26 protein-coding genes are annotated in these 24,155 nt (G+C 40.2%); all 26 read left to right on the top strand.

Annotation, left to right across the window (positions count from 1 at the left end; genetic code table 11):
• Nucleotides 1-169 precede the first annotated feature (169 nt).
• The 26 genes from JNUCC23_RS21355 (at nt 170) to JNUCC23_RS21230 (ending at nt 24,127) form a co-directional block, all read left to right on the top strand.
• Entirely contained in the window at nt 170-787 is a 618-nt protein-coding gene (locus JNUCC23_RS21355) for a thymidine kinase (RefSeq protein WP_403076019.1), read from the top strand.
• 145 nt (nt 788-932) lie between these two features.
• A complete protein-coding gene (locus JNUCC23_RS21350; protein ID WP_403076016.1) occupies nt 933-1,355 on the top strand; it encodes a hypothetical protein in 423 nt (140 codons plus the stop codon).
• A gap of 178 nt (nt 1,356-1,533) precedes the next feature.
• Nucleotides 1,534-2,613 (top strand): peptide chain release factor 1, encoded by a 1,080-nt coding sequence (gene prfA / locus JNUCC23_RS21345; protein ID WP_172798514.1) that lies wholly within the window; start codon nt 1,534-1,536, stop codon nt 2,611-2,613.
• The gene (gene prmC / locus JNUCC23_RS21340) at nt 2,606-3,472 is read left to right on the top strand and encodes a peptide chain release factor N(5)-glutamine methyltransferase (RefSeq protein ID WP_454213494.1); all 867 of its coding nucleotides are present in this window, start codon (nt 2,606-2,608) and stop codon (nt 3,470-3,472) included. The genes prfA and prmC overlap by 8 nt, the downstream gene beginning before the upstream one ends.
• A gap of 208 nt (nt 3,473-3,680) precedes the next feature.
• Nucleotides 3,681-4,655 carry a stage II sporulation protein R gene (gene spoIIR, locus JNUCC23_RS21335; protein WP_454213492.1) on the top strand — a complete coding sequence of 325 codons (975 nt, stop codon included), beginning with the start codon at nt 3,681-3,683 and terminating at the stop codon, nt 4,653-4,655.
• 192 nt (nt 4,656-4,847) lie between these two features.
• Nucleotides 4,848-5,282: a GNAT family N-acetyltransferase gene (locus JNUCC23_RS21330; RefSeq protein WP_403076007.1), complete on the top strand. Its 435-nt coding sequence runs from the start codon at nt 4,848-4,850 to the stop codon at nt 5,280-5,282.
• 186 nt (nt 5,283-5,468) lie between these two features.
• Nucleotides 5,469-6,515 (top strand): L-threonylcarbamoyladenylate synthase, encoded by a 1,047-nt coding sequence (locus tag JNUCC23_RS21325; protein WP_454216168.1) that lies wholly within the window; start codon nt 5,469-5,471, stop codon nt 6,513-6,515.
• Between the two features lie 97 nt (nt 6,516-6,612).
• The gene (locus tag JNUCC23_RS21320) at nt 6,613-7,167 is read left to right on the top strand and encodes a manganese efflux pump MntP (RefSeq protein WP_062185397.1); all 555 of its coding nucleotides are present in this window, start codon (nt 6,613-6,615) and stop codon (nt 7,165-7,167) included.
• A gap of 277 nt (nt 7,168-7,444) precedes the next feature.
• A complete protein-coding gene (locus JNUCC23_RS21315; protein ID WP_454213489.1) occupies nt 7,445-7,888 on the top strand; it encodes a low molecular weight protein arginine phosphatase in 444 nt (147 codons plus the stop codon).
• 121 nt (nt 7,889-8,009) lie between these two features.
• Entirely contained in the window at nt 8,010-8,462 is a 453-nt protein-coding gene (gene rpiB / locus JNUCC23_RS21310) for a ribose 5-phosphate isomerase B (RefSeq protein WP_403076002.1), read from the top strand.
• 15 nt (nt 8,463-8,477) lie between these two features.
• Complete coding sequence (locus tag JNUCC23_RS21305; RefSeq protein WP_454213487.1) at nt 8,478-9,056, top strand: TIGR01440 family protein; 579 nt, start codon at nt 8,478-8,480, stop codon at nt 9,054-9,056.
• Between the two features lie 244 nt (nt 9,057-9,300).
• Complete coding sequence (gene glyA / locus JNUCC23_RS21300) at nt 9,301-10,542, top strand: serine hydroxymethyltransferase (protein ID WP_403075996.1); 1,242 nt, start codon at nt 9,301-9,303, stop codon at nt 10,540-10,542.
• 457 nt (nt 10,543-10,999) lie between these two features.
• On the top strand, nt 11,000-11,629 hold the full coding sequence (upp, locus tag JNUCC23_RS21295; RefSeq protein ID WP_062185406.1) for a uracil phosphoribosyltransferase: 630 nt from the start codon (nt 11,000-11,002) through the stop codon (nt 11,627-11,629).
• 20 nt (nt 11,630-11,649) lie between these two features.
• Nucleotides 11,650-12,801: a non-hydrolyzing UDP-N-acetylglucosamine 2-epimerase gene (gene wecB, locus JNUCC23_RS21290; protein ID WP_454213485.1), complete on the top strand. Its 1,152-nt coding sequence runs from the start codon at nt 11,650-11,652 to the stop codon at nt 12,799-12,801.
• A 184-nt stretch (nt 12,802-12,985) separates the two neighbouring features.
• Complete coding sequence (locus JNUCC23_RS21285) at nt 12,986-15,205, top strand: S8 family serine peptidase (RefSeq protein ID WP_454213483.1); 2,220 nt, start codon at nt 12,986-12,988, stop codon at nt 15,203-15,205.
• A gap of 468 nt (nt 15,206-15,673) precedes the next feature.
• Nucleotides 15,674-16,042, top strand: coding sequence for an ATP synthase subunit I (locus JNUCC23_RS21280; protein WP_062185410.1), 369 nt, complete (start codon nt 15,674-15,676; stop codon nt 16,040-16,042).
• A 21-nt stretch (nt 16,043-16,063) separates the two neighbouring features.
• Nucleotides 16,064-16,759 carry a F0F1 ATP synthase subunit A gene (gene atpB, locus JNUCC23_RS21275; RefSeq protein WP_062185412.1) on the top strand — a complete coding sequence of 232 codons (696 nt, stop codon included), beginning with the start codon at nt 16,064-16,066 and terminating at the stop codon, nt 16,757-16,759.
• A gap of 57 nt (nt 16,760-16,816) precedes the next feature.
• Nucleotides 16,817-17,041: a F0F1 ATP synthase subunit C gene (gene atpE / locus JNUCC23_RS21270; RefSeq protein WP_028393442.1), complete on the top strand. Its 225-nt coding sequence runs from the start codon at nt 16,817-16,819 to the stop codon at nt 17,039-17,041.
• Nucleotides 17,042-17,239: 198 nt separating this feature from the next.
• Entirely contained in the window at nt 17,240-17,761 is a 522-nt protein-coding gene (gene atpF, locus JNUCC23_RS21265) for a F0F1 ATP synthase subunit B (RefSeq protein WP_062185414.1), read from the top strand.
• Complete coding sequence (locus JNUCC23_RS21260; RefSeq protein WP_062185416.1) at nt 17,758-18,294, top strand: F0F1 ATP synthase subunit delta; 537 nt, start codon at nt 17,758-17,760, stop codon at nt 18,292-18,294. Before atpF ends, JNUCC23_RS21260 begins: the two co-directional genes overlap by 4 nt.
• Nucleotides 18,295-18,318: 24 nt before the next feature.
• Nucleotides 18,319-19,827 carry a F0F1 ATP synthase subunit alpha gene (gene atpA / locus JNUCC23_RS21255; RefSeq protein ID WP_062185418.1) on the top strand — a complete coding sequence of 503 codons (1,509 nt, stop codon included), beginning with the start codon at nt 18,319-18,321 and terminating at the stop codon, nt 19,825-19,827.
• Between the two features lie 37 nt (nt 19,828-19,864).
• Nucleotides 19,865-20,722: a F0F1 ATP synthase subunit gamma gene (locus JNUCC23_RS21250; protein ID WP_454213480.1), complete on the top strand. Its 858-nt coding sequence runs from the start codon at nt 19,865-19,867 to the stop codon at nt 20,720-20,722.
• 102 nt (nt 20,723-20,824) lie between these two features.
• A complete protein-coding gene (gene atpD / locus JNUCC23_RS21245) occupies nt 20,825-22,222 on the top strand; it encodes a F0F1 ATP synthase subunit beta (RefSeq protein ID WP_062185422.1) in 1,398 nt (465 codons plus the stop codon).
• 24 nt (nt 22,223-22,246) lie between these two features.
• Nucleotides 22,247-22,648, top strand: a complete 402-nt coding sequence (locus JNUCC23_RS21240) for a F0F1 ATP synthase subunit epsilon (RefSeq protein ID WP_403075981.1) — start codon at nt 22,247-22,249, stop codon at nt 22,646-22,648.
• 404 nt (nt 22,649-23,052) lie between these two features.
• Nucleotides 23,053-23,292 carry a DUF1146 family protein gene (locus JNUCC23_RS21235; protein ID WP_062185426.1) on the top strand — a complete coding sequence of 80 codons (240 nt, stop codon included), beginning with the start codon at nt 23,053-23,055 and terminating at the stop codon, nt 23,290-23,292.
• Nucleotides 23,293-23,389: 97 nt separating this feature from the next.
• Nucleotides 23,390-24,127 (top strand): YwmB family TATA-box binding protein, encoded by a 738-nt coding sequence (locus tag JNUCC23_RS21230; RefSeq protein ID WP_454213477.1) that lies wholly within the window; start codon nt 23,390-23,392, stop codon nt 24,125-24,127.
• Nucleotides 24,128-24,155 lie beyond the last annotated feature (28 nt).

Here is a 24,155-nt window from a genome sequence, read left to right as displayed (position 1 = left end):
TGCCTGAAAAAAGGCTTTAATATAATAAGTTTGATGGAATTTGAAAGGTGACAGGGTTGTTAATTCTGTTTTTATAGATTAGGTTTTTGGACCAAGAATCAGGACGAAGTGATCGTGAGAAATTGGTCGGAAGAAAGGGTAATAGCTGGAAAGGGGAGTGACTGTTTCAATGTATGAAATGAAACAATCTGGCTGGATTGAATTGATTTGTGGAAGTATGTTTTCAGGGAAATCAGAGGAATTAATTAAAAGAGTCAGCCGAGCTCAGTTTGCGAAACAGAGTATTGCTGTTTTCAAACCTGTTATTGATAATCGCTATGCGAAAGAAGCTGTAGTGTCTCACGATGGATCGTCTGTTATGGCAAAACCGATTTCGCATTCTACTGAGATTTTTAATTATCTCGATAAAAAAATAGATATCATTGCGATTGATGAGGTACAATTTTTTGACGAAGAAATTGTAGACGTTGCCCAGCAACTTGCGGACAGCGGTTATCGTGTCATCCTGGCTGGATTGGATCAGGACTTTCGGGGTGAACCATTTGGGTCTGTACCGACTTTGATGGCGTTGGCGGAATCTGTCACAAAGCTTCAAGCTGTTTGTGCGGTTTGTGGTTCAGCAGCAAGTAGAACTCAGCGACTTGTGAATGAACTTCCAGCTGCCTATGATCAACCTATCATACTTGTTGGAGCCTCTGAAGCGTATGAACCTAGATGTAGACATCATCATATGGTGCCTGGTAAGTCCGAAAAGATGAGAAGTATCATAAAGAATCATACAAAATAATGAAACTGAGGATGACCCTTTGTTAGTGGGATATCCTCAGTTTTTTTTCGTCATTATGCCTCTTGGGTTTCGCCTATGTTTTGTGTCCAATATGGGTAGCCTATCACTAAGCCCAATAAAGGGCAGGATTAAAGGGGGGTTCCGTATGAAAAAAATATGGTCTTTTGTAATCATCGCGTTATTAGCAGGCTGTAATGGCTTGTCGAACAACGCAGGTGACAAGAATAATGCGAATGAAGTTGCCACAAGTAATCTGAATAAGGTAACGAGTGAGAGGGGGCATTATAGTAATCTGCCCGCTGATCAGCTGTTAAATACTCCGAATAGTGTATCGAACGTAGCCCCTTCTACTGGAGCTGATATCGAGCAAGCTCGTAAAACAGTCGAGGCAGAAACGGATTATGAGGCAACGAGTGTCTGGGTGAATGGGCTTTCGATGGTTGTGCCCATTGATGATCATGGGAAAATTAAGACAGAATCAGAATGGAAGAAGGAAAAGAAACGAATTCATCGTCTTCTGATTAAAGCCTTACCACGTTATCATATTGATGTAAAACGAGATCATTAATGAAAGATTACCTGATTCAAGCATCCTTCACCCGATTGTCTTTGACGTTGATTATTATCCTATACTATAATTAACATGAAATGGATAAACTAAAAAGCTAAAGAGGCGAATCAATGGATGGTGTGTCCAAAACATATGGATCAGATCTTTTTGGGACATCCTCCTTGGAAATTATGAGGTGAAAAGAGTGTTTGATCGACTACAGGCAGTTGAAGATAGATACGAACGATTAAATGAATTATTAAGTGATCCTGGAGTGATCAATGATTCAAATAAGCTTAGAGAATACTCGAAGGAACAATCGGATATTCAAGATACCGCTATGACGTATAAGGAATATAAAGTCATTCGGGAACAATATCAAGAAGCGAAAGCGATGCTTGATGAAAAGCTTGATGCGGATATGAAAGAGATGGTTAAAGAAGAGTTAAATGAACTTGAATCGAATATTGAAGAGTTGGAAGCTCGGTTAAAAGTTCTTTTAATTCCCAAAGACCCAAATGACAATAAAAACGTAATTATGGAAATCCGCGGCGCAGCTGGTGGAGATGAAGCAGCGTTATTTGCTGGAAGTCTATATCGCATGTATAGCCGATATGCTGAGATGCAGGGCTGGAAAACTGAAATCATTGATGCCAATGCAACAGGACTAGGCGGTTACAAGGAAATTATCTTCATGATTAACGGAAATGGCGCTTATTCTAAATTGAAATTTGAGAATGGAGCACACCGCGTTCAACGTGTTCCTGAAACAGAGTCAGGTGGCCGAATTCATACATCAACAGCTACGGTTGCTGTATTACCTGAAACAGAAGAAGTGGAAATTGAAATCCATGAAAAAGATATTCGCGTCGACACATTTGCTTCTAGTGGTCCTGGGGGACAGAGTGTAAATACAACGATGTCCGCTGTTCGATTAACACATCTTCCGACGAATACGGTTGTTTCGTGTCAGGATGAAAAGTCGCAGATCAAAAATAAAGAAAAAGCTATGAAGGTTTTACGTGCTCGTGTGTATGATAAAATTAACCGGGAAATTCAAGCTGAGTACGATCAAAACCGTAAGTTGGCAGTTGGAACAGGTGATCGATCAGAGCGAATTCGCACGTACAACTTCCCACAGAATCGTGTGACAGACCATCGAATTGGTTTGACGATTCAGAAGCTCGATCAAATCATGGAAGGGAAGCTTGATGATGTAATTGATGCATTAATTGTAGAGGACCAATCCTCTAGGCTACAAAATGCGGATGATTAAGTCATGTAAAAAAGTATACGAAGCCCTGAATTGGGCTTCTTCTTTTCTAGTGGAGAATAATCGAGATCGGAATGCGGGTGAGATATTACTGCAGTATTACCTTGGAGTAAATCGCTCACAGTTGCTTGCGAGTTTACATGATGAACTTCCCGAACATATAAAAACATCGTTTATTCAATCTGTGGAAAAGCATGCAGAGGGTACGCCTGTTCAATATATTACTGGGACCGAGGAGTTTTATGGCAGAACCTTTAAGGTGAATGAAGAAGTTCTGATTCCAAGACCGGAAACGGAAGAATTAATTGAACATGCACTTCGTAAAATCAAAAAAATGTTTCCAGTAGAACAGTCGCTCACGCTTGTGGATATTGGAACAGGAAGCGGTGCAATTGCCATTACGATGAAGCTAGAATGTCCCAATTTGCTTGTGACTGCGACAGATATTGCGAAACCATCTTTGGATGTTGCTAGAACAAATGGAAATGCTCTATCGGCAGAGATCGAGTGGGTACAAGGAGATTTATTAGCGCCATTTATTGAAAAGGGACAAACGTTCGATATCCTTCTTTCCAACCCGCCCTATATTCCCGTAGCTGACAAAGAAACGATGTCAGTCGTTGTAACCGAACATGAACCACACCGTGCTTTGTTCGCGGGTGAGGACGGTTTGGACTTTTATCGTCGGTTTATGGAGGAGCTCCCCCGTGTTATGAAAAAACCAGGACTCATCGGCTTTGAATTCGGTGCAGGACAGGGTAATTCAGTTGCTGAAATTTTACAAAAGACATTTCCAAAAGCTTTGGTCAGTGTTGAATATGATATTAATGGCAAGGACCGAATGGTTTTTGCTGAACTTTAAAACAAAAAGTGCTTATAAAGTCTGCTTTCTCTGTTAAAGACCAGTTTTCCCCCGTTGCGGTGGATAAACGGGTCTTTTTCTATAATGTAAATGGATTCTATTAAACTTTTAAAAAGTTAGGATAATCGATACTTTATTTTTTTCTAGATATATAGTTTAAAACACTCCCTTTCTGGTGACACTATTTTTGTGAGGGGAGAGGATAAAGATGAGAAAAAATTTAGCACTTATCTATCTATTAATTTTAACGATTGGAACGATCGTAAGTTTATATATGCCTAAAGTGGAGGCGACAGTTGAAGAAACTGAGATGATACCTGACGAAGCGATTAGGTTAAGGATTCTTGCTAATAGTGATTTAGAGGCAGATCAAGTAGTCAAACGACTCATCCGCGATGAAGTGAATAAGGAGATCACTACCTGGGTTGAAGATTTAACATCCTTAGACGAAGCAAGAACAACCATTTCATCTAATATTCCACAGATCCAGAAAATAGCAGAAAGAATCATAGCGGAAAAAGGTTTGAATCAAGCAGTCTCGGTTAAATTCGGTAAAGCTGAATTTCCAACGAAGCTGTACGGCCAATATTTATATCCAGCAGGCGAATATGAGGCGATTGTCATTACATTGGGAGCGGGGGAAGGAGCTAATTGGTGGTGTGTGTTATTCCCACCCTTATGCTTTCTTGATTTTTCAAATGGAACAGCAGTAAGTCAGACACCTTTTGAAGAGGAGGAAGTAGAATCACAGAAACCTATTGAAGAGCAAGAAGAAACGCAAAGTTCTATTGAGTTGATTGAAGAGAAAAAAGAAGCGCAGAGTCCCGTTGAAGAGAAAAAAGAAGCGCGGGGTCTTGTTGAAGAGAAAAAAGAAGCGCGGGGTCTTGTTGAAGAGAAAAAAGAAGCGCGGGGTCTTGTTGAAGAGAAAGAAGAAGCGCAGAGTCTTGTTGAAGAGGAAGAAGAAGTACAGAATCTCACTGAGGATAAAGAGGAATCACGGGATCTTATTGAGAATAAAGAAGAAACAGAGAGTCTTCTTGACAATAATGAAGAATTACAGAAGCAGCCTGACTCACAACAAGTTCAAGTAGCTGTAAAGCAGGACTCGATCTACAATGGTCAAGAAGAAGAACCGATTATCGTAAAATCATTTTTTGCAGAGCTATTTTCTCAATTATTTTGACCGTTTGTATGAAGGGGAGGGCTGACGACATTGCCAATTAAATTGCAACTGCGTTCTTCTGTTATTGGAGCTGTTTTTGGCTGATGCTAACCTCTTTAGGTTGATCAAGTCGCTTTTCCGTTTGTTCTTACTCGGAGTTCTAGTTTAGGGTTTCTATCATATACCTAGTAAAAAACTAGAGGGGCGATACGTATGACGATATTCTATCAAGTAAGTGAAATGGACATTCCAGAGTTGGAGCTGTTTTTATCGGAAGCTAATGTAGGAGAGGTAGATTTACAGAAACAATATCATTACTTTGTAGTCGCTAAAGATGATGAAGGTGAAATCTTGGGAACCATTGGATTAATCCCCATCGGAAATTCCGGATTGCTACGATCCTTTGTGATTTCACCTGCATTTCCTACAGAGAAAATTTCAGAGCTTATTCAATGTATGTTACTTGCAGCTAAGAGTCGCGAATTAGCGTCAATCTATCTTGTGACAGAGAAACGAAGCTCGCTCGCGTTTTTTGAAGCGTTTGGTTTTGAAAGAAAAGAAAGTATAGCACAAGAGATAAAAAGTTCTCCACATGTGGAAAAGCTAATCCAACAGGAAAATCGGTGGTTTATGCAGAAAATTCTTTGAATTAATCAACATACCCACAAAGTTATTCACAAACAAACAAGTGTTATCCACAAAATGTGGATAACACTTGTTTTATTTACAGTCATCTTTTATACTTTCAAAGTAACTTTTTTAATAAAAGGTGAAATAATAAGATTCTTTTAATAAGAAATAGAACATAATGTAAAAAAGGTGAAGGTGTTAATGATGGAAACTATTTTGTGGATAGTGGATAAAACTGTGGATAAGAAAAAAGGTTATCCACAACTAATAGAGGCGGCTCATTTACTTGCTGAAAATGAGGTTGTTGCTTTCCCAACTGAGACCGTTTATGGATTAGGAGGGAATGCTAAAAGTGATGAAGCGGTAAGGAAAATATTTGGAGCAAAAGGTCGTCCTAATGATAACCCATTAATTGTTCATATTGCGTCAATGGAACAGTTAAATGAAATTACAGCAGAGATTCCTAAATTAGCGGAAATCTTAATTAAGGAATTCTGGCCAGGTCCTCTCACGCTCATTCTTGAAAAAAAAGAAGGTGTTTTGCCAAATAGTGTGACAGCAGGTTTGCGAACTGTGGGTGTCAGAATGCCAGATCACCCCGTTGCACTTGAATTAATCCGTGCGAGTGGTGTGCCGATTGCAGCTCCAAGTGCTAATACATCAGGAAAACCAAGCCCGACAACGGCAAAACACGTTTCGGCCGACTTAAACGGAAGGATTGCAGGTATAGTCGATGGCGGTCCTACCGGTATAGGAGTGGAATCGACCGTTCTTGATTGTACAGTACCGGTACCTGTCATTCTTAGACCTGGTGGTGTGACAAAAGAAGAAATTGAAGCTGTTATTGGTCCGGTTACGGAAGATGCAGCACTTAAAAATCAAGCAGTTACACCGAAGTCACCTGGAATGAAATATACCCATTATGCGCCAAATGCACCGCTTATTTTAATTGAAGGCAAACGGGAATTTTTCCAACAGCTAGTCGATCAGTATCAAGCAGAAGGCAAGAAGGTTGCGGTGATGGTGCCCGAAGAGCACGTGGATAATTATCAAGCGGATTATCTCGTTTGTTCAGGTTCTCTGGCTAATTTACATTCAATTGCAGCGAAATTATATGATACATTACGGACATTCAATGATCTTGATGTAGATCTGATTTTGGCAGAAGTATATCCAGAAACAGGTATTGGTCAAGCTATTATGAACCGGTTGCATAAAGCAGCAGGACATCAGTTAATCAGGGAAAAGTAAAGACGTGCACAGGACTTGCGGCACTTTCACTTTTCTCATTCTATTTCCCTTTGGACATGCATAACATGAAGTAGGCACGTCCGAGGGGGTAGGGAAAGTGAGTGTAGTTACGGGAGAGCTGGTAACTTTAATGCTTATGGCATTTGCATTAGGAATGGACGCCTTTTCTGTCGGGCTTGGGATGGGGATGTTCAAGTTAAGGCTCAGACAAATCTTGTTCATTGGCTTGACAGTAGGCTTTTTTCATATATGGATGCCTCTAGTAGGTATGACAGCTGGCCGGTTTATTTCGGGGCATTTTGGTGTGTTTGCTGTTTACGCTGGTGGAATTTTACTTATCATTCTCGGGATTCAGATGTGTATATCAGGAATACGAGGAGGAGACGCTCCTCTCCTTGCTCCGGTAGGGAAAGGGTTATTCATTTTTGCCATTAGTGTGAGCTTGGACAGTCTTTCTGTTGGTCTGACTCTGGGGATTTATGGAGCGAAAACATTGTTAACCATTCTCTGCTTTGGAATTGCAGCTACCCTGCTTACCTGGCTGGGTCTACTAACAGGAAGGAAAATTCAAGGATTGCTCGGAGTTTATAGTGAAGTGCTGGGCGGTAGCATTTTATGTGCTTTCGGTTTAAAGCTCTTGCTGTCCTTTTAATCATGAATAAACGAGCCGAAGTCAGAGCGTTTTTGAAATCTGGCTTTTTTTTGTTATCCTTTCCGTCGCTTACAACAAGGCGATTATCTGTATAAGTCAGCCTTTTCTAGATATTAGAACATAACCTTATGTTTCTCGTATAAAATGTCAAAATATTGTTCGAATTGTCATGGACGTCCATTAGGATAAAGTGCTACTTTTATCTTAGGGAATATAGAAACGAGATTTTAGGATTAGAGAATGGTCCACTATAATGGAATTGAAGGAGGCTGACTTAATGATTCGAGTATTATTTGTTTGTACGGGAAATACATGCCGAAGCCCTATGGCAGAAGCAATACTACGAGCGAAGAAGCTGTCTGGAATAGAAGTAAAGTCGGCTGGTATATATGCTTCATTAGGCCATCCGGCTTCAGATCATGCAAAAAATATTTTATCAGATCAAAATATATATCAGGCTCATTCTTCTACACTTTTAACAAAAGCTGAAATTGACTGGGCTACACATATTTTCACGATGACAGAAGGACATAAATCTATAATAACGACTTCATACCCACAATCTTCAGATAAGACCTTTACATTGAAAGAATTTGTGCTCGATGACCCAAATAATAGCGATGTTTTCGATCCGTACGGTGGTTCACGAGAAATGTATGAGGAAACCTTCATTGAGCTTCAGGCGTTAATCGAAGGATTAATTAAAAACATTGGTGAATAACAAAAAAACGGATGATGAATAATGGTTGTGAAAATTGCCCCTTCGTTTTACGTTAAAGACACCTTTATCTTTTCTTTCATTTATGACACAATAAAAATAAAAAATCCTGGGGAGGACTCCAATGAAGGTAGCAATCACATCAGATCACGGCGGAATGGTAATCCGTGAAGAAATAAAAAAGTTAATGGACGAGCTTGACATTCCTTATGATGATTTTGGGTGTGAGTGTCAAACATCCGTCGATTACCCGGATTACGCACTCCCTGTTGCGGAAAAGGTAGCGAATGGAGAATATGATAAAGGCATTTTGATTTGTGGAACTGGAATTGGTATGAGTATCGCTGCGAACAAGGTAAAGGGGATTCGTTGTGCACTTGTACATGACGTTTATAGTGCAAAGCTGACACGTCAGCACAATGATAGCAATATGCTTGCGATGGGAGAACGTGTCGTTGGTCCAGGACTTGCCCGGGAAATTGCCAAAGCGTGGTTGGTAGAAGAGTTCGAAGGTGGTCGTCATGCGAATCGAATTGGGAAAATTTCTGAGTACGAGGACAAAAAAGGATCATTCTGAAAGGAAGCGTATTTCATGGCATATGAAGAATTAGAGTTGATCAGAAGCCAATTCAGAACTTTGCTTGCAGAATTTCAACAAGAGGCAGGCTTGACAGAAAAGCAGTTGCTTGTCATAGGTTGTAGCACAAGCGAGGTGATCGGCAAACGGATTGGGACAGAAGGTACGCTAGATGTAGCGAATATGCTCTTCACTGAATTGCAGGTATTTCAGAAACAAATAGGAGTCCAACTTGCCTTTCAATGCTGTGAGCATCTAAATAGAGCGCTTGTTTTAGATAGAGAGACTGCAGAATCAAGAAGGTATGAGGAAGTATCAGTAGTTCCTGTTAGAAAAGCTGGAGGAGCAATGGCCACGGCTGCGTATCAGCAGCTAGCGAATCCTGTAGTTGTTGAGCATGTTCAGGCAGATGCTGGTATTGATATTGGAGATACATTTATTGGGATGCATCTTAAACATGTCGCAGTTCCAATTCGCTCTTCTGTAAAAGAAATTGGAAACGCACATGTTACAATGGCAAAAACTCGTCCAAAACTCATTGGCGGTGAACGCGCTGTTTATAATAATACTTCAGAAAACCAAAGTTGCTCGTAATTTTAGTAAAGCGCTTCTCTTGTCAATATAGAGGAGTGTTTTTATTATGGGGAGTGTATATTACACGAACGATTAATAAAAAATAGACAATAATGTTCGATAAAATTAAATGGATACACTACCGCTTGCTTATTGAACATGGTAAAATGAAAGAGAAATTTTTCAAACTAGTAGTTCAGTAGATTAGGTTTTTTCATCAATCTATGATACATACTGACAATCACGGATTAAGAGGAGGATTACAATGAACCGTTTAGCGAATCAAGATGAGCAGGTTTTTAAAGCTATTCAAGAAGAATTAGGTCGCCAGAGAAGCAAGATTGAATTAATTGCTTCAGAGAACTTTGTAAGTGAAGCTGTCATGGAAGCCCAAGGATCTGTATTAACGAATAAATATGCAGAAGGGTACCCAGGTAAACGCTACTATGGTGGATGTGAATATGTGGATGTTGTCGAAGATTTAGCTCGTGACCGTGCGAAAGAAATCTTTGGTGCCGAACATGCAAACGTTCAGCCTCATTCTGGAGCGCAAGCGAATATGGCTGTTTATTTCACGATTCTTGAGCCTGGAGATACGGTTCTTGGTATGAATCTTTCTCATGGTGGACATTTAACGCACGGAAGCCCAGTGAACTTTAGTGGTGTTCAATATAACTTTGTTGAGTATGGAGTAGATCAAGAAAATCATCTGATTAATTATGAAGATGTACTTGAAAAAGCACGCCAGCATAAGCCGAAGTTAATCGTCGCTGGAGCAAGCGCCTACCCGCGTGCCATTGATTTCAAACGCTTCAGAGAAATTGCTGATGAAATCGGAGCATATTTAATGGTCGACATGGCACATATTGCAGGGTTAGTTGCAGCTGGATTACATGAAAATCCAGTTCCATACGCTGATTTTGTGACAACAACTACTCATAAAACATTACGCGGACCTCGCGGTGGGATGATTCTTTGTAAAGAAGAATTTGCGAAAAAGATTGATAAGTCCATCTTCCCTGGAATTCAAGGTGGTCCATTAATGCATGTGATTGCGGCGAAAGCAGTTGCTTTTGGCGAAGCACTACAAGATGATTTTAAGGCATATGCAAAGCAAATCATTGATAATGCACAACGCCTCGGTGACGCTTTGATAAAAGAAGGAATCCAGCTTGTATCAGGTGGAACGGATAACCATTTACTATTGATCGATGTGCGTTCAGTTGGATTGACGGGTAAAGTGGCTGAAAAAGCATTAGATGATATTGGAATCACAGTAAATAAAAACACGATTCCATTCGATCCTGAAAGTCCATTTGTAACAAGTGGAGTCAGAATTGGGACTGCAGCAGTAACGTCCCGTGGATTTAGTTTAGAAGACATGGATGAAATTGCTTCAATTATTGGATTGGTTCTGAAAAATGTAGAAGACGAAGCAAAACTGGAAGAAGCGAAACAACGAGTGGAAGCTCTTTCTGGAAAATATACTTTATACCCCTCTTTATAATTCATAAAGAGGTTGTCGAAAAGGGTCTGCCCTCACATGCTATCCATCGTTTATCGTGTTCTCTACACGTCTACTAAACGAAATATAGCAATGTGGGGTTAGGCCCTTTCATTATGACAGCCTCCTTTTTAGGATTTGATCCATGTGCTAAAATCAGTTCGTGCGTAAAAAGGATAAAGAACTCATTCACGGTACATGTTAAAAAATATGCTGATTTTTAAACATGTGAGCACATGATTTCTCTATTCATAATTGAAGTTAGATATATTTTTCTGTAAAATGGTTAGAAGTGTGTTTTTTTTGTCGAAATGGCTTTCCGGCAATAAGAAAACCGTCACCATTCCTGTGCGCAAAAATCAATTAATGGAGAGCAATAGGAAATTGGTGAATAATTACATTCCCTACTTTTTAAAAGGGGAAAGAAAAAATCCGGAAATAGAAATGGAGAGAACCTTTAATGGCAAAGGTATATGTATTCGATCATCCACTCATTCAACACAAGTTGGCTTTTATACGAGATGTTCAAACAGGAACGAAGGAATTTCGCGAGCTTGTAGATGAGGTTGCAACCTTAATGGCATTCGAAATTACGAGAGATATGCCACTAAAAGAAGTAGAAATTGAAACGCCAGTTAGCAAAGCGAAAGTAAAAGTGTTGTCAGGAAAAAAACTTGGAATTATTCCTATTTTACGAGCAGGTATCGGAATGGTCGATGGAATCTTGAACTTAATTCCAGCTGCTAAAGTAGGGCATGTTGGTCTATACCGAGATCCCCAAACATTGAAACCAGTAGAATATTATGTGAAGCTTCCAAGTGACTTGGCAGAAAGAGAGTGCATAGTTGTTGATCCAATGCTTGCAACAGGAGGATCTGCAATTGAAGCGATTACGTCTATTAAGAAGCGTGGAGCGGTTAACATTAAATTTATGTGTTTAATTGCAGCTCCTGAAGGCGTTGAATTATTGAAGGAAGCACATCCGGATGTAGATATTTACATTGCTGGTCTTGATGAGAAGCTAAATGACCATGGTTATATCGTTCCTGGACTTGGAGATGCCGGAGATCGATTGTTCGGAACAAAATAAGATAAAACGAGGTGGCAGTCATGTCAAAACAGATTAAGGTTATGACAATCTTTGGTACAAGGCCTGAAGCGATCAAGATGGCTCCATTAGTTCTTGAATTACAAAACCAATCGGAACATTTTGAATCGATTGTTACGGTAACGGCGCAGCATCGCCAAATGCTTGACCAAGTATTAGAAATTTTCTCGATTCAACCAGATTACGATTTGAATATCATGAAGGATCGCCAAACGCTCATTGATGTAACAACAAGGGGCCTCGAGGGTCTTGATGGAGTGATGAAGGAAGTAAAACCAGATATCGTTTTAGTACACGGTGACACGACAACAACATTTGTGGCGAGCTTAGCGGCTTTTTATAATCAGATACCAGTTGGTCACGTGGAAGCAGGACTGCGGACATGGAATAAATATTCACCATTTCCTGAAGAAGCAAACCGTCAGCTGACAGGAGTGATCGCTGACTTGCACTTTTCGCCGACTGTAAAAGCAGCTGAGAACTTAACAAATGAAGGAAAAAATGATGAATTCATCTTTATTACAGGAAATACAGCCATTGATGCACTAAAAACAACAGTGAAAGAGACATATTCACACCCCGTTTTAGATAAAATTGGCGATGACCGTCTCATTTTATTAACGGCTCACCGTCGTGAAAATCTAGGTGAACCAATGCGCAATATGTTCCGTGCGATTAAACGGCTCATTGATGAGCATGATGATGTACAGGTCATTTATCCCGTACACTTGAATCCAGTTGTCAGAGAATTAGCAGCTGAAGTTCTTGGAAACGATCCGCGCATTCATTTAATTGAACCATTAGATGTATTTGATTTCCACAACTTCGCCGCGAAGTCATATCTGATCATGACTGATTCAGGTGGAGTGCAAGAAGAAGCTCCTTCGCTTGGTGTTCCAGTTCTAGTTTTGCGGGATACAACGGAACGTCCTGAGGGAATTGAAGCAGGTACGCTTAAGCTTGCTGGAACAGATGAAGAAACCATCTATAGTCTAGCGACTGAACTGTTAATGGATAAAGAAGCCTATCAACAGATGGCGAAGGCTCACAATCCTTACGGTGATGGACATACATCAGCAAGGATAGCAGAAGCCATTCGTTTTTACTTCAAGCAAACTGACAAAGCTCCAGTAACGTTTGTGCCGGGGAAATAATTAGCGTTTTACAAAGGTCTGATCTTGAACTCTATATACAGTATGAAATGTTCACTGTGTATAGTCGTTGCGAGAACAGATCTTTTTTTGATTCTGCATCTAAAACCTTCTACTTTGAAAAAGGACTTCCCCATATGCATAGACTTGAGCTTAAGTGAAACCATAAGTGAAAGGGGTGTCGCTTTTGCTGAAAAAATGCTTTTCTTTACTAATCATACTCACTTTTATTTGTACAAGTGTAACGTCAGTAGACGCGACACAGTTACCGCCATTGCCAAAACAAATTGAATCCAAAAGTATAAAAGCGATTGTGCTGTTAGAAAAGCCTATATCTACTACTGACATTCAAACAATACTGACAAAATATCCGTCGCTCAAGCTTAGGAAAGTATTCAAACACGCTATCGTAGGATTTTCCGTTAAAGGGAAAAAGGAAGAAATTATGAAACTTAAAAAAGAATATGCAATTTCTGCGATAACAGAGGTTTCGGTTTATCGTGTTCAAGCTGATTCAAGCATTCCTTTTATTGGTGCCGATCAAGCTAGGTCTTTTTTTGATGAAAAAAAACAAAGAATCACGGGAAAAGGTGTAAAGGTTGGCATTATTGATACCGGTATTGACTATACACATCCTGATCTACGAAAAGTGTATAAGGGAGGCCGTGATTTAGTTGATGGAGACCAAGACCCGATGGAAACGAGAGGACAAGGTGACCAATCGACCATACATGGTACACATGTAGCGGGAATTATCGCAGCCAATGGGAAAATGAAAGGTGTAGCCCCGGAAGCTGAAGTGATTGCATATCGAGCGCTCGGTCCAGGAGGGACCGGTAATACTGAACAAGTGTTAGGGGCGATTGAAGCGGCGATTGAAGATAAAGTGGATGTGCTTAATTTATCATTAGGGAATGATGTGAATGGTCCGGACTTGCCCATCTCGATTGCGCTAAATAAAGCGGTGGAAAGCGGGATCGTCGCGGTTACTTCAAATGGAAACTCAGGTCCGGCAGTCTGGACTGTTGGTTCACCAGGCACTGCAGAGAAAGCTATTTCTGTCGGGGCATCGACACCTCCAATGGTTGTCCCATATATGAAAGTAGGGCTAGGAGCGAGGAAGAAAATGATTCAGTTAATGCCTATGCAAGGGACGGAACCATGGGAGCTACGTTTCACACAAGAAATAATGAATGGGGGGAAAGGAAGGGCAGATGATCTAAAACAAGTGAAAGGGAAAATAGCTCTGATAGAGAGGGGGAGCATATCATTTTCTGAAAAGGTCATCAATGCTAAGAAATCAGGAGCGGTTGCCGTTATTATTTTTAACAATACAGAGGGGAATTTTATTGGCAGTGTGACAAAAGGTTTGGGTATACCAGTAGTTTCTATTTCAAAAAAGTCGGGAGAGTTGGTAAAGGGGCAGATTCGGTCTAAGCAGTGGAATGTGCAGTTTGAATATAAGAAGGAACAAGATCAGTTAGCGGATTTCAGTTCAAGAGGGCCGGTTACAGTAAGTTGGGATATTAAACCGGATCTATTGGCACCGGGAGTGGCGATTAATAGTACAATTCCACAGGGATACTTAGAGATGCAGGGGACAAGCATGGCTGCTCCACATGTAGCTGGAGCAAGTGCGCTTATCCTACAGGCACATCCGGAATGGACACCGGATCAAGTGAAGTCTGCCCTAATGAGTACGTCCAAACCACTGTTAGATAAGAAGGGGAAGTTGTATCGTACATTCGAGCAAGGGGCAGGGCGACTGCAAATTGATCAAGCTTTAAAGGCAGATACGCTTCTTTACCCAAGTTCTCTTTCGTTTGGGATGTTCACAAAGAAAGAAGGGATTCACGAACATGAAGAGAAACTCGTCATTGAAAACACCAGTAAGGAGAAGAAACATTACTCATTTCAGATTCCGATGAAAGAAAAGGGGATTACGTGGGATTTACCAGCATCCTTTTCCATTCAATCAGGAGAAAAGAAACAAGTCCAGTTAGGATTACAAATAAACCCAGCACTTATGAAAAAGGGGATTTATGATGGTTACTTAAAGCTGGTTGAAGGCGTGAAGGAAATCAGTCTACCGTTTCTTTATGTGAAGGAGGAACCGAACTATCCAAGAGTAATGGGATTTGAATTCAGTGCCGGTGATCAAGAAGGAATATATCGCTATGAGATGTATTTACCACGTGGCGCTGATGAAGTGGGGATTGCACTTTATGATCCAGATAATTTTCGTTTTGTAGGCTATTTGGATTGGGCGAAAGACGCACCGCAAGGTTTATTTAAGAAGGAATTAGCTAAAGACAAGCTTCCGGTGGCGGGATTGTATACAGCAATAATTTTTGCAAGGAAATTTGGGAAGGAAGATCAGATTGAAACGACCATCATAATTGAATGAAAAAGGTATTTTTGAAAAAGTCAACAAAAAGGCAAAATACAAATGTGAACAATTGGTTAACTATTACCGTTCTGTGACAAAATTCACGAACCACACATTGACATAACCTATTAGGCTATTGTATGCTAACTAAGGGTGTAAATGGTAGGGGTTTCAGAGTCTCAAGACGGTTTTTTTGTCTTTTTCTTTCGGAATATTATTCACATCCTCCACAAATTTCGACCGCAAGGATGCACAATATGCGTCAAATATCGCAGCCCGTATACGGCAATGGCATAAATGTCAGCGATTCTTTCACAATTTGTCGGTTCATTGTATATGAGCATTTTTAATAAGAAGATGCCAAACCGAACGCCTGACACCAAGCCGTAATTTATCACAATCGGTTCTTCTCACTGGACATGCAATACATACTTTTGCGATGCTCCAAAACAGCAAGGAAAATTTTCTCGGGAGATTAACAAAAAGATGCCAGAAATAAACATCGTTTTTAAAAGGCAGAGTAAATACATGGTCTATCTTTTGGCGGCTTTTGTATTAGGCTGGGGATTTACAAATTACCAAACTGTGTTTGGGGGGCTTTTGCTAGGAACTAGCCTAAGTTTGTACAATTTATGGCTAGTCAATCAAAAGATGAAAAAGTTTGATCAAGCAATAACCGAAGGGAGAAAGGTTAAATCTCTCGGAACAATGACCAGATTTGCTTCAGCTGGTTTGGCTGTTATTATTGCACTTGAATACCCAGAACATTTTCATTTAATTAGTGTAGTATTGGGATTGATGACAGCTTATCTTGTCATTATTATAGATTTTTTTATCCACTTAAAACGTCGGTAGTGGGAAGAGAGGTGAATATAGTTGAATCATGGGGCACCAACGCAAGATTTTTTAGGTTTAACCTTTAACTTAAGTAATGTTTTAATGATAACTGTAGCAAGCGTTATTGTTTTCATTATTGCTACACTTGGCTCTCGTAAACTTGCAATGAAACCAACTGGTATGCAAAATTTTATGGAGTGGGTCATGGACTTTATTAAGAACATGATTAATAGTTCAATGGACTGGAAAACGGGTGGCCGTTTCCAACTACTTGGAATGACGTTGATAATGTATTTATTCGTATCGAATATGCTTGGTCTTCCATTTGCGATCACGTATGATCACGTACTTTGGTGGAAATCACCGACAGCAGATCCTGTTGTAACTCTGACTTTAGCAGTCTTAGTTCTAAGTTTAGCACACTATTATGGAATACAAATGAAAGGCTTCAAAGGATACTTGAAAGCATACAAAAACCCAATGACATTAATCGAAGAGTTTTCAAATACTCTGACACTCGGTTTACGTTTGTATGGTAATATCTTTGCTGGTGAAGTATTGCTTGGCTTATTAGCAGGAACACTTGCTATGAGTGGTATTTGGGGCGCCCTTGGAGCCGTCATACCTACATTGGTATGGCAAGGATATAGTATTTTCGTAGGTGCAATTCAATCGTTTATTTTCGTTACGTTAACAATGGTTTATCTGTCTCATAAAGTCAGTTCAGACCATTAATTATAAGTTCATAAGAACTAATTTGCAAAATTATATATCTCGAGGAGGAAATTAATAATGGTAGGTTCAGTAGGTCTTCTTGCAGCAGCAATCGCAATCGGTTTAGCAGCACTAGGTGCAGGTATTGGTAATGGTTTAATCGTTTCAAGAACAGTAGAAGGTATCGCTCGTCAACCAGAAGCTCGTGGAATGCTACAAACTACAATGTTTATCGGTGTAGGTCTAGTAGAGGCAATGCCAATTATCGCTGTAGTTATCGCGTTCATGGTATTAGGTCAATAATAGAACCATTAAAAAGTTCAAAAATGGCGAAGTTCGTTTCATGTGAACCTTCGCCTTTCCTTTATGTCCATATTCAGTATTCATCATATTGCTGAAGAAAATACTATAAAAAAATAAACGAGGCTGTCTCAAGTTAAAGTCAGACTCTTTTGAGACAACCTCATTATAAGTGAAACTCGTGAAGGGAGTGAACCAAGCGTGTTAACAAGCGGTTTAGTATTGGGATTATCTATAAGCAAGTTTAACGGTGGAGATGCCTTGTTCCAACTGGCAATGTTTATCATCTTGTTATTCTTGCTTAAAAAATATGCATTTGGTCCTCTAATGGGCATCATGACTCAACGTGAAGAACATGTTGCATCTGAAATCAATGCTGCAGAAGCAAGCAGACTAGAAGCAAGCAAATATTTAGAAGAGCAGCGTGAACTATTGAAACAATCTCGCGTAGAAGCTACTCAGCTTATTGAAAACGCGAAACAACAAGGTGAGACTCAGCGTGAAGATATTATCATTCAAGCACGTACAGAAGCTGAACGCCTGAAAGAATCAGCAAAACGCGAAATCGTACAAGAAAAGGAAAAGGCTGTCGTTGCATTGCGCGAACAAGTCGCATCCTTGTCTGTTTTAATTGCTTCTAAAGTTATTGAAAAAGAACTATCTGAAGCAGATCAAGAGAAACTAATTAATCATTATATTCAAGAGGCAGGAGAAGAGAGATGAGCGATGTTGCAGTAGCAAAGCGTTATTCGAGAGCTCTTTTCCAAATTGCACAAGAGCAAAACCTTCTTGATCAATTAGAAGAAGAGCTCCGAGCAGTCAAAGAGGTTTTCAGCTCTGATAAGGAACTTTTAGCCTTCCTTACGCAGCCTAAAATCTCAATTAAAGCAAAGAAAAATGTAATTACACAAGCTTTTTCAAGCGTCTCTCCCAGTATTCAAAATACGCTTCTCATTATGATTGAACGTCATCGTACGGATTCAATCGCAGAAATGGCGCGTGAATTTATTGAACTGGCTAATGAAGCAAAATCAGTAGCAGAAGCGACAGTATATACAGTTCGTCCACTGACTGATAGCGAGAGTGAGGCTGTGTCTTCCGTATTCGCAGCCAAAGTGGGAAAACGTACATTGAAAATTACTAATATTGCTGACAGCAGCATTCTTGGCGGGATCAAACTTCGTATCGGCAACCGTATTTTTGACGGAAGTGTTAACGGAAAGCTTGAACGCCTTAGCAGACAACTATTAAGCTAATATTCACAGTTAGGGGTGAAATTCATGAGCATTAAAGCTGAAGAAATCAGTGCGCTGATAAAGGCGCAAATTGAAAACTACCAGTCTGAAATTAAAGTAAGCGACGTTGGGACTGTCATCTCTGTTGGGGACGGAATTGCACGCGTTCACGGTTTAGATAATGTAATGGCAGGAGAGCTCGTAGAATTCGCAAATGGTTCAATGGGGCTATCTCAAAACCTTGAAGAGAACAATGTTGGTATCGTTATTCTTGGACCTTTTAGAGATATTCAAGAAGGCAGTGAAGTTCGTCGTACAGGACGGATTATGGAAGTACCAGTAGGTGAAGAATTAATTGGCCGTGTCGTGAATCCATTAGGACAACCAGTTGATGGACTAGGTCCGATCAATACGACTCACACCCGTCCAATCGAAAGCCCAGCTACAGGTGTTATGGACCGTAAATCTGTTCATGAACCATTACAAACAGGTATTAAAGCGATTGACGCTCTAGTTCCGATTGGTCGAGGACAACGTGAGTTAATTATCGGGGATCGCCAAACAGGTAAAACATCTGTTGCGATTGATACGATTTTGAACCAATCTGACCAAGATATGATTTGTATCTACGTAGCAATCGGACAAAAAGAATCGACTGTACGTAATACAGTTGAAACATTCCGTAAGCATGGCGCGTTGGATTACACAATCGTTGTAACGGCGTCTGCTTCTCAACCGGCTCCACTATTATACTTGGCTCCTTATGCGGGTGTATCAATGGGTGAGCATTTCATGTTCCAAGGCAAGCATGTGTTAATTGTCTATGATGATCTTTCAAAACAAGCATCTGCATACCGTGAACTGTCCTTGCTACTTCGTCGTCCACCAGGTCGTGAAGCATTCCCAGGAGACGTATTCTACTTGCACTCACGTTTACTCGAGCGTGCAGCTAAATTAAACGATACATTAGGTGCTGGTTCAATTACTGCACTTCCATTTGTTGAAACTCAAGCAGGCGATATTTCTGCTTATATCCCAACAAACGTAATCTCTATTACGGATGGACAAATTTTCTTGCAGTCTGATTTATTCTTCTCTGGTGTACGCCCGGCGATTAACGCAGGACTTTCTGTATCCCGTGTTGGTGGATCAGCTCAAATTAAAGCGATGAAGAAGGTTGCTGGAACACTACGTCTTGACCTTGCCTCTTACCGTGAGTTGGAAGCATTCTCTCAATTCGGTTCTGACCTTGATAAATCAACGCAAGCGAAACTAAATCGTGGTGCACGTACAGTTGAGGTGCTTAAACAAGATCTTAACAAGCCAATCAAAGTAGAAAAGCAAGTTATGATTCTGTTTGCTCTAACTCGTGGACATTTAGACGATATTCCTGTAAAGGACATTCTTCGTTTTGAAGAGGGATACTATTCATTCCTAGATCGTTCTCACTCTGATTTATTAGACCACATCCGTACGACAGGTAACCTTCCTGAAGAGGATGCAATTGTAGCTGCTATCAATGAATTCAAAAAGAACTTTGTAGCATCTGAATAATCGGCCTAATTAAATTTTACAAGGGTGGTGAGAATGAATGGCCTCTTTACGCGATATAAAGTCTCGTATTAACTCGACTAAAAAGACTAGTCAAATTACCAAAGCGATGCAAATGGTTTCTGCTTCAAAATGGAACCGTGCTGAATCCAATGCGAAAAGGTATGCTCCTTATATGGAGAAGATTCAGGAAGTCGTAATGAGTATTGCTAGCGGAAGTACCGACGCATCACATCCGATGCTTAAGACTCGACCAGTTAAGAAAACTGGTTATGTTGTCATTACAGCGGATAAAGGTTTGGCCGGTGCTTACAACAGCAGTGTGCTTCGTCACGTCTTTAAAACGATTCAACAACGCCACAAATCAGCCGATGAATATGTCATTATTGCCATCGGAAGAGTTGGCCGTGATTTCTTTGTCAGTCGGAAAATGCATGTGGAGCTTGAAGTAATTGGAGTGCCTGACCAACCATCGTTTTCAGACATTAGTGATATAGCAAAATCGACAGTGAATTTATTTCAAAATGAATTGTGTGACGAGTTATATATGTACTACAATCACTATGTCAGTGCCATCTCTCAAGAGGTAACGGAAAAGAAAATTCTGCCGCTGACAGATATCGAACTTTCAGGGTCGTTAACTTCTTATGAATATGAACCGGATGCTGAAGCAATTCTTGAGGTTTTGTTACCTCAGTATGCAGAGAGCTTAATTTACGGAGCCTTACTAGATGGAAAAGCGAGTGAGCACTCGGCACGTATGACTGCGATGAAAAGCGCGACAGATAATGCGAAAGAGATTATCGACTCCTTATCATTGCAATATAACCGTGCGCGTCAAGCAGCAATCACGCAAGAAATTACTGAAATTGTCGGCGGTGCCGCAGCATTAGAATAAACTAAAGTGTCTTAAAAATATATGGATCAGGTAAGCCTAGACGATTGCTTCCTGTTCTACAATCATAGATAGTCGTCAAACATAATGACAGGAGGGAAAACGATGAATATTGGACGCGTTACTCAAGTTATGGGTCCGGTAGTTGACGTGAAGTTTGATAACGGACAGCTACCTAAGATCTATAATGCGTTAAGAATTGAAAATACATCATCTGGTACTGGCTTAACTCTTGAAGTTGCCTTGCATTTAGGTGATGATTCAGTTCGTACAATTGCGATGTCTTCCACAGATGGATTGACACGTGGAGCAGAAGCTGTTGATACAGGGGCTCCGATTTCCGTACCTGTAGGAGATGTGACATTGGGACGTGTTTTCAACGTATTAGGAGAAAACATTGATCTTGATGCACCTATTCCTGTAGAAGCACGTAGAGATCCAATCCATAGACAAGCACCTACATTTGACCAACTTTCTACTGAGGTAGAAATTTTGGAGACAGGTATTAAAGTAGTAGATCTTCTTGCACCTTATGTTAAGGGTGGGAAAATTGGTCTATTCGGTGGTGCCGGTGTAGGTAAAACGGTATTAATTCAAGAACTTATTAACAACATTGCCCAAGAACATGGTGGTATTTCTGTATTCGCAGGCGTTGGTGAGCGTACTCGTGAAGGAAATGACCTTTACTTCGAAATGAGTGACTCTGGTGTTATTAAGAAAACAGCTATGGTATTCGGACAAATGAATGAGCCACCTGGTGCACGTATGCGTGTTGCCTTAACTGGTTTGACAATGGCTGAATACTTCCGTGATGAGCAAGGACAAAACGTATTGTTATTCATCGATAACATTTTCCGTTTCACACAAGCAGGTTCTGAGGTTTCTGCCCTTCTTGGCCGTATGCCTTCAGCGGTTGGTTATCAACCAACACTTGCAACTGAAATGGGGCAATTACAAGAACGAATTACTTCAACAAACGTAGGATCTGTTACATCGATTCAAGCAATCTATGTACCGGCAGATGACTATACGGATCCAGCTCCAGCAACAACTTTTGCTCACTTAGATTCAACAACGAATCTTGAGCGTAAATTGTCTGAAATGGGGATTTATCCAGCAGTTGATCCATTGGCTTCTTCTTCTCGTGCACTTAGCCCTGAAATCGTAGGTGCTGAGCACTATGCAATAGCACGTCAAGTTCAAACCACACTGCAAAAATATAAAGAACTACAAGATATCATTGCCATCTTGGGTATGGATGAGTTAAACGACGATGAGAAGTTAGTTGTTGCCCGTGCTCGTAGAATTCAAAACTTCTTGTCACAAAACTTCCATGTGGCAGAGCAATTCACTGGACAAAAAGGTTCTTACGTACCGGTTAAAGAAACGGTCAAAGGCTTCAAGGAAATCCTTGAAGGTAAGTATGATGATCTTCCAGAAGATGCGTTCCGTTTAGTAGGAAGAATTGAAGAAGTTATTGAAAAAGCAAAGCAAATGGCGTAATAAAGGGACCGAGGAGGGTATGAAATGAAGACGATAAAAGTCAGTGTTGTTACTCCCGATGGCCCAGTATATGATGCAGAAGTAGAAATGGTAAGCGCAAAGGCAAAGAGCGGGGAACTAGGAATCATGGCCGGCCATGTTCCTATGGTAGCTCCTCTTGATATAGCTGCTGTCCGTCTTAAAAAAGAAGGCCGTACAGACTATATTGCCATTAATGGAGGCTTCTTGGAAGTTCGTCCAGATGTGGTTACGATTCTTGCTCAATCTGCAGAAAGAGCTGAAACTATCGACCTTGTCCGGGCACAATCGGCTAAAGAGCGTGCAGAGAAGAGATTGCAGGGAAACCCTGATTCAATCGATATAAAACGAGCTGAAATAGCGTTAAAACGTGCAGTCAACCGGATTAGTATTGCAGAAAATAAATAATACTTAATAAGTGGTTATCCCAAGAGGGTTTGACCTCACACTCTAAATTCCGTTTATAGTTTCATTTTCCGTCTCATAAACGATATTTAGTAGATGTGGGGTCTGATTCTTTCGCTATGGGATAGCCCTTATTTTTTGAACATCATCATATGTTTGTTTGGTGCTTTATCCTACTCTTAACGGGCAGTAAGACCCCCGCCTCAAGGCTTAGAGGAATCGAAGGAGCGTAGGATAAAGAAACCTCTCACTAATTGAAGTTTTACTTTAGTTACAAAAGATCGCAAAATTTCTCTTTTTCTATGAATTTTTTAAAAAATTTTTGGTCATATTTCCTTTTAAATTCCAAGTTCCAAACAGTTATGTGCTATAATAGGGACTGGGTGTTTTTTTAAGGAGGATTATGTATGTTTTCAGCATTTAGCCAACAGGCGCTGATTGGAATTGTTTCACACCTGTTTTTTATTGCCGTAACGTGGTGGGCTCTCCAAGCTTTAAATTTCGAGAAGCTGTTAAAAGCAAACTCCGTATTGAAGGCAAGAGTTCTTTACACACTTTTGACAGTTGCAATTGGATCAGCTGTAAGCAATTTCTTCTTAGATTACCTCTTTTATTCGCAGCAACTTCCATATATGTTTAATCAGTAACACTGATGTTTTAAGATTTTGTCAATTACTGACGATACATTTTAAGTATGTCTTACCTCCCTACCGGAAAAGATGGTACCAAAGGGAGGGATTCAAAGTGAAAAAAACGTTAACATACATCGTGTTTCTTGGTTTTATACTGATTTTCCTTGGGAATAGTACAAGTGTAGCTAAGAATAAGTCAGATATAGAAAAAATAATCGAACAGCTAGAAGCGAACATAAATATAGAAATAGGCGATTGGTCTGTATATGCACGTGAAAAAACTTTGATGATTGAAACAAGGAAAGACTTCAATAAAGAAGTGAAGAAACTTCAAAGAATATTTCCCGACTTCACCTGGACAATTACAGCTGAAGAGGAGAAATGGACAGCCACTGCGACATATGTGGATCCACAAACAAATTTAACAGAATCGCTTCATTTAATGTCTACTCAAGAAAAATCTGATATTGTAAGCTATCTGATTTATGAGGCTAAAGGTCATAGCTGGAATGCAGATTATTCCTCCTTTATTGAAGGGGATTTCCAAGACAGGAAAAAAGTCATATTTCGAGGGAAACCGGCAACTTTCACTTGTGTTAAAGGGACATTCAATGATAATATTGATACGGTTTTAACCTCGGAATCTATAAAGCTATTAGGTTTATTTCAGGCAGAGGAAATGGAAAGCATAAAGGAGCCTCATTTTATCTCGGTGTCTGCAAAATCTAACATGTTTACCGAAACATTGACACATGAATCTATGAACTTGCAACTTGCGTTAAGAACAGATGGATTGGGCGAAAAAACAACCTTTGTAGTTGGCACACCCATCATTACGTTTGAATATTAATATAGAGAAATTGGACGCGGAGGGGAAT

The sequence above is a fragment of the Peribacillus sp. JNUCC 23 genome (assembly GCF_053653995.1).
This window is presented reverse-complemented; position numbering and strand designations above follow the sequence as displayed.

Coding starts and splice junctions, on each gene's coding strand:
- JNUCC23_RS21350 (WP_403076016.1), top strand. CDS start 933: ATGAAAAAAATATGGTCTTTTGTAATCATCGCGTTATTAGCAGGCTGT.
- atpA (WP_062185418.1), top strand. CDS start 18,319: ATGAGCATTAAAGCTGAAGAAATCAGTGCGCTGATAAAGGCGCAAATT.
- JNUCC23_RS21325 (WP_454216168.1), top strand. CDS start 5,469: ATGGAAACTATTTTGTGGATAGTGGATAAAACTGTGGATAAGAAAAAA.
- spoIIR (WP_454213492.1), top strand. CDS start 3,681: ATGAGAAAAAATTTAGCACTTATCTATCTATTAATTTTAACGATTGGA.
- JNUCC23_RS21330 (WP_403076007.1), top strand. CDS start 4,848: ATGACGATATTCTATCAAGTAAGTGAAATGGACATTCCAGAGTTGGAG.
- upp (WP_062185406.1), top strand. CDS start 11,000: ATGGCAAAGGTATATGTATTCGATCATCCACTCATTCAACACAAGTTG.
- JNUCC23_RS21305 (WP_454213487.1), top strand. CDS start 8,478: ATGGCATATGAAGAATTAGAGTTGATCAGAAGCCAATTCAGAACTTTG.
- glyA (WP_403075996.1), top strand. CDS start 9,301: ATGAACCGTTTAGCGAATCAAGATGAGCAGGTTTTTAAAGCTATTCAA.
- atpE (WP_028393442.1), top strand. CDS start 16,817: ATGGTAGGTTCAGTAGGTCTTCTTGCAGCAGCAATCGCAATCGGTTTA.
- rpiB (WP_403076002.1), top strand. CDS start 8,010: ATGAAGGTAGCAATCACATCAGATCACGGCGGAATGGTAATCCGTGAA.
- JNUCC23_RS21240 (WP_403075981.1), top strand. CDS start 22,247: ATGAAGACGATAAAAGTCAGTGTTGTTACTCCCGATGGCCCAGTATAT.
- JNUCC23_RS21280 (WP_062185410.1), top strand. CDS start 15,674: ATGCCAGAAATAAACATCGTTTTTAAAAGGCAGAGTAAATACATGGTC.
- JNUCC23_RS21315 (WP_454213489.1), top strand. CDS start 7,445: ATGATTCGAGTATTATTTGTTTGTACGGGAAATACATGCCGAAGCCCT.
- JNUCC23_RS21355 (WP_403076019.1), top strand. CDS start 170: ATGTATGAAATGAAACAATCTGGCTGGATTGAATTGATTTGTGGAAGT.
- wecB (WP_454213485.1), top strand. CDS start 11,650: ATGTCAAAACAGATTAAGGTTATGACAATCTTTGGTACAAGGCCTGAA.
- prmC (WP_454213494.1), top strand. CDS start 2,606: ATGATTAAGTCATGTAAAAAAGTATACGAAGCCCTGAATTGGGCTTCT.
- atpD (WP_062185422.1), top strand. CDS start 20,825: ATGAATATTGGACGCGTTACTCAAGTTATGGGTCCGGTAGTTGACGTG.
- JNUCC23_RS21235 (WP_062185426.1), top strand. CDS start 23,053: ATGTTTTCAGCATTTAGCCAACAGGCGCTGATTGGAATTGTTTCACAC.
- JNUCC23_RS21260 (WP_062185416.1), top strand. CDS start 17,758: ATGAGCGATGTTGCAGTAGCAAAGCGTTATTCGAGAGCTCTTTTCCAA.
- JNUCC23_RS21250 (WP_454213480.1), top strand. CDS start 19,865: ATGGCCTCTTTACGCGATATAAAGTCTCGTATTAACTCGACTAAAAAG.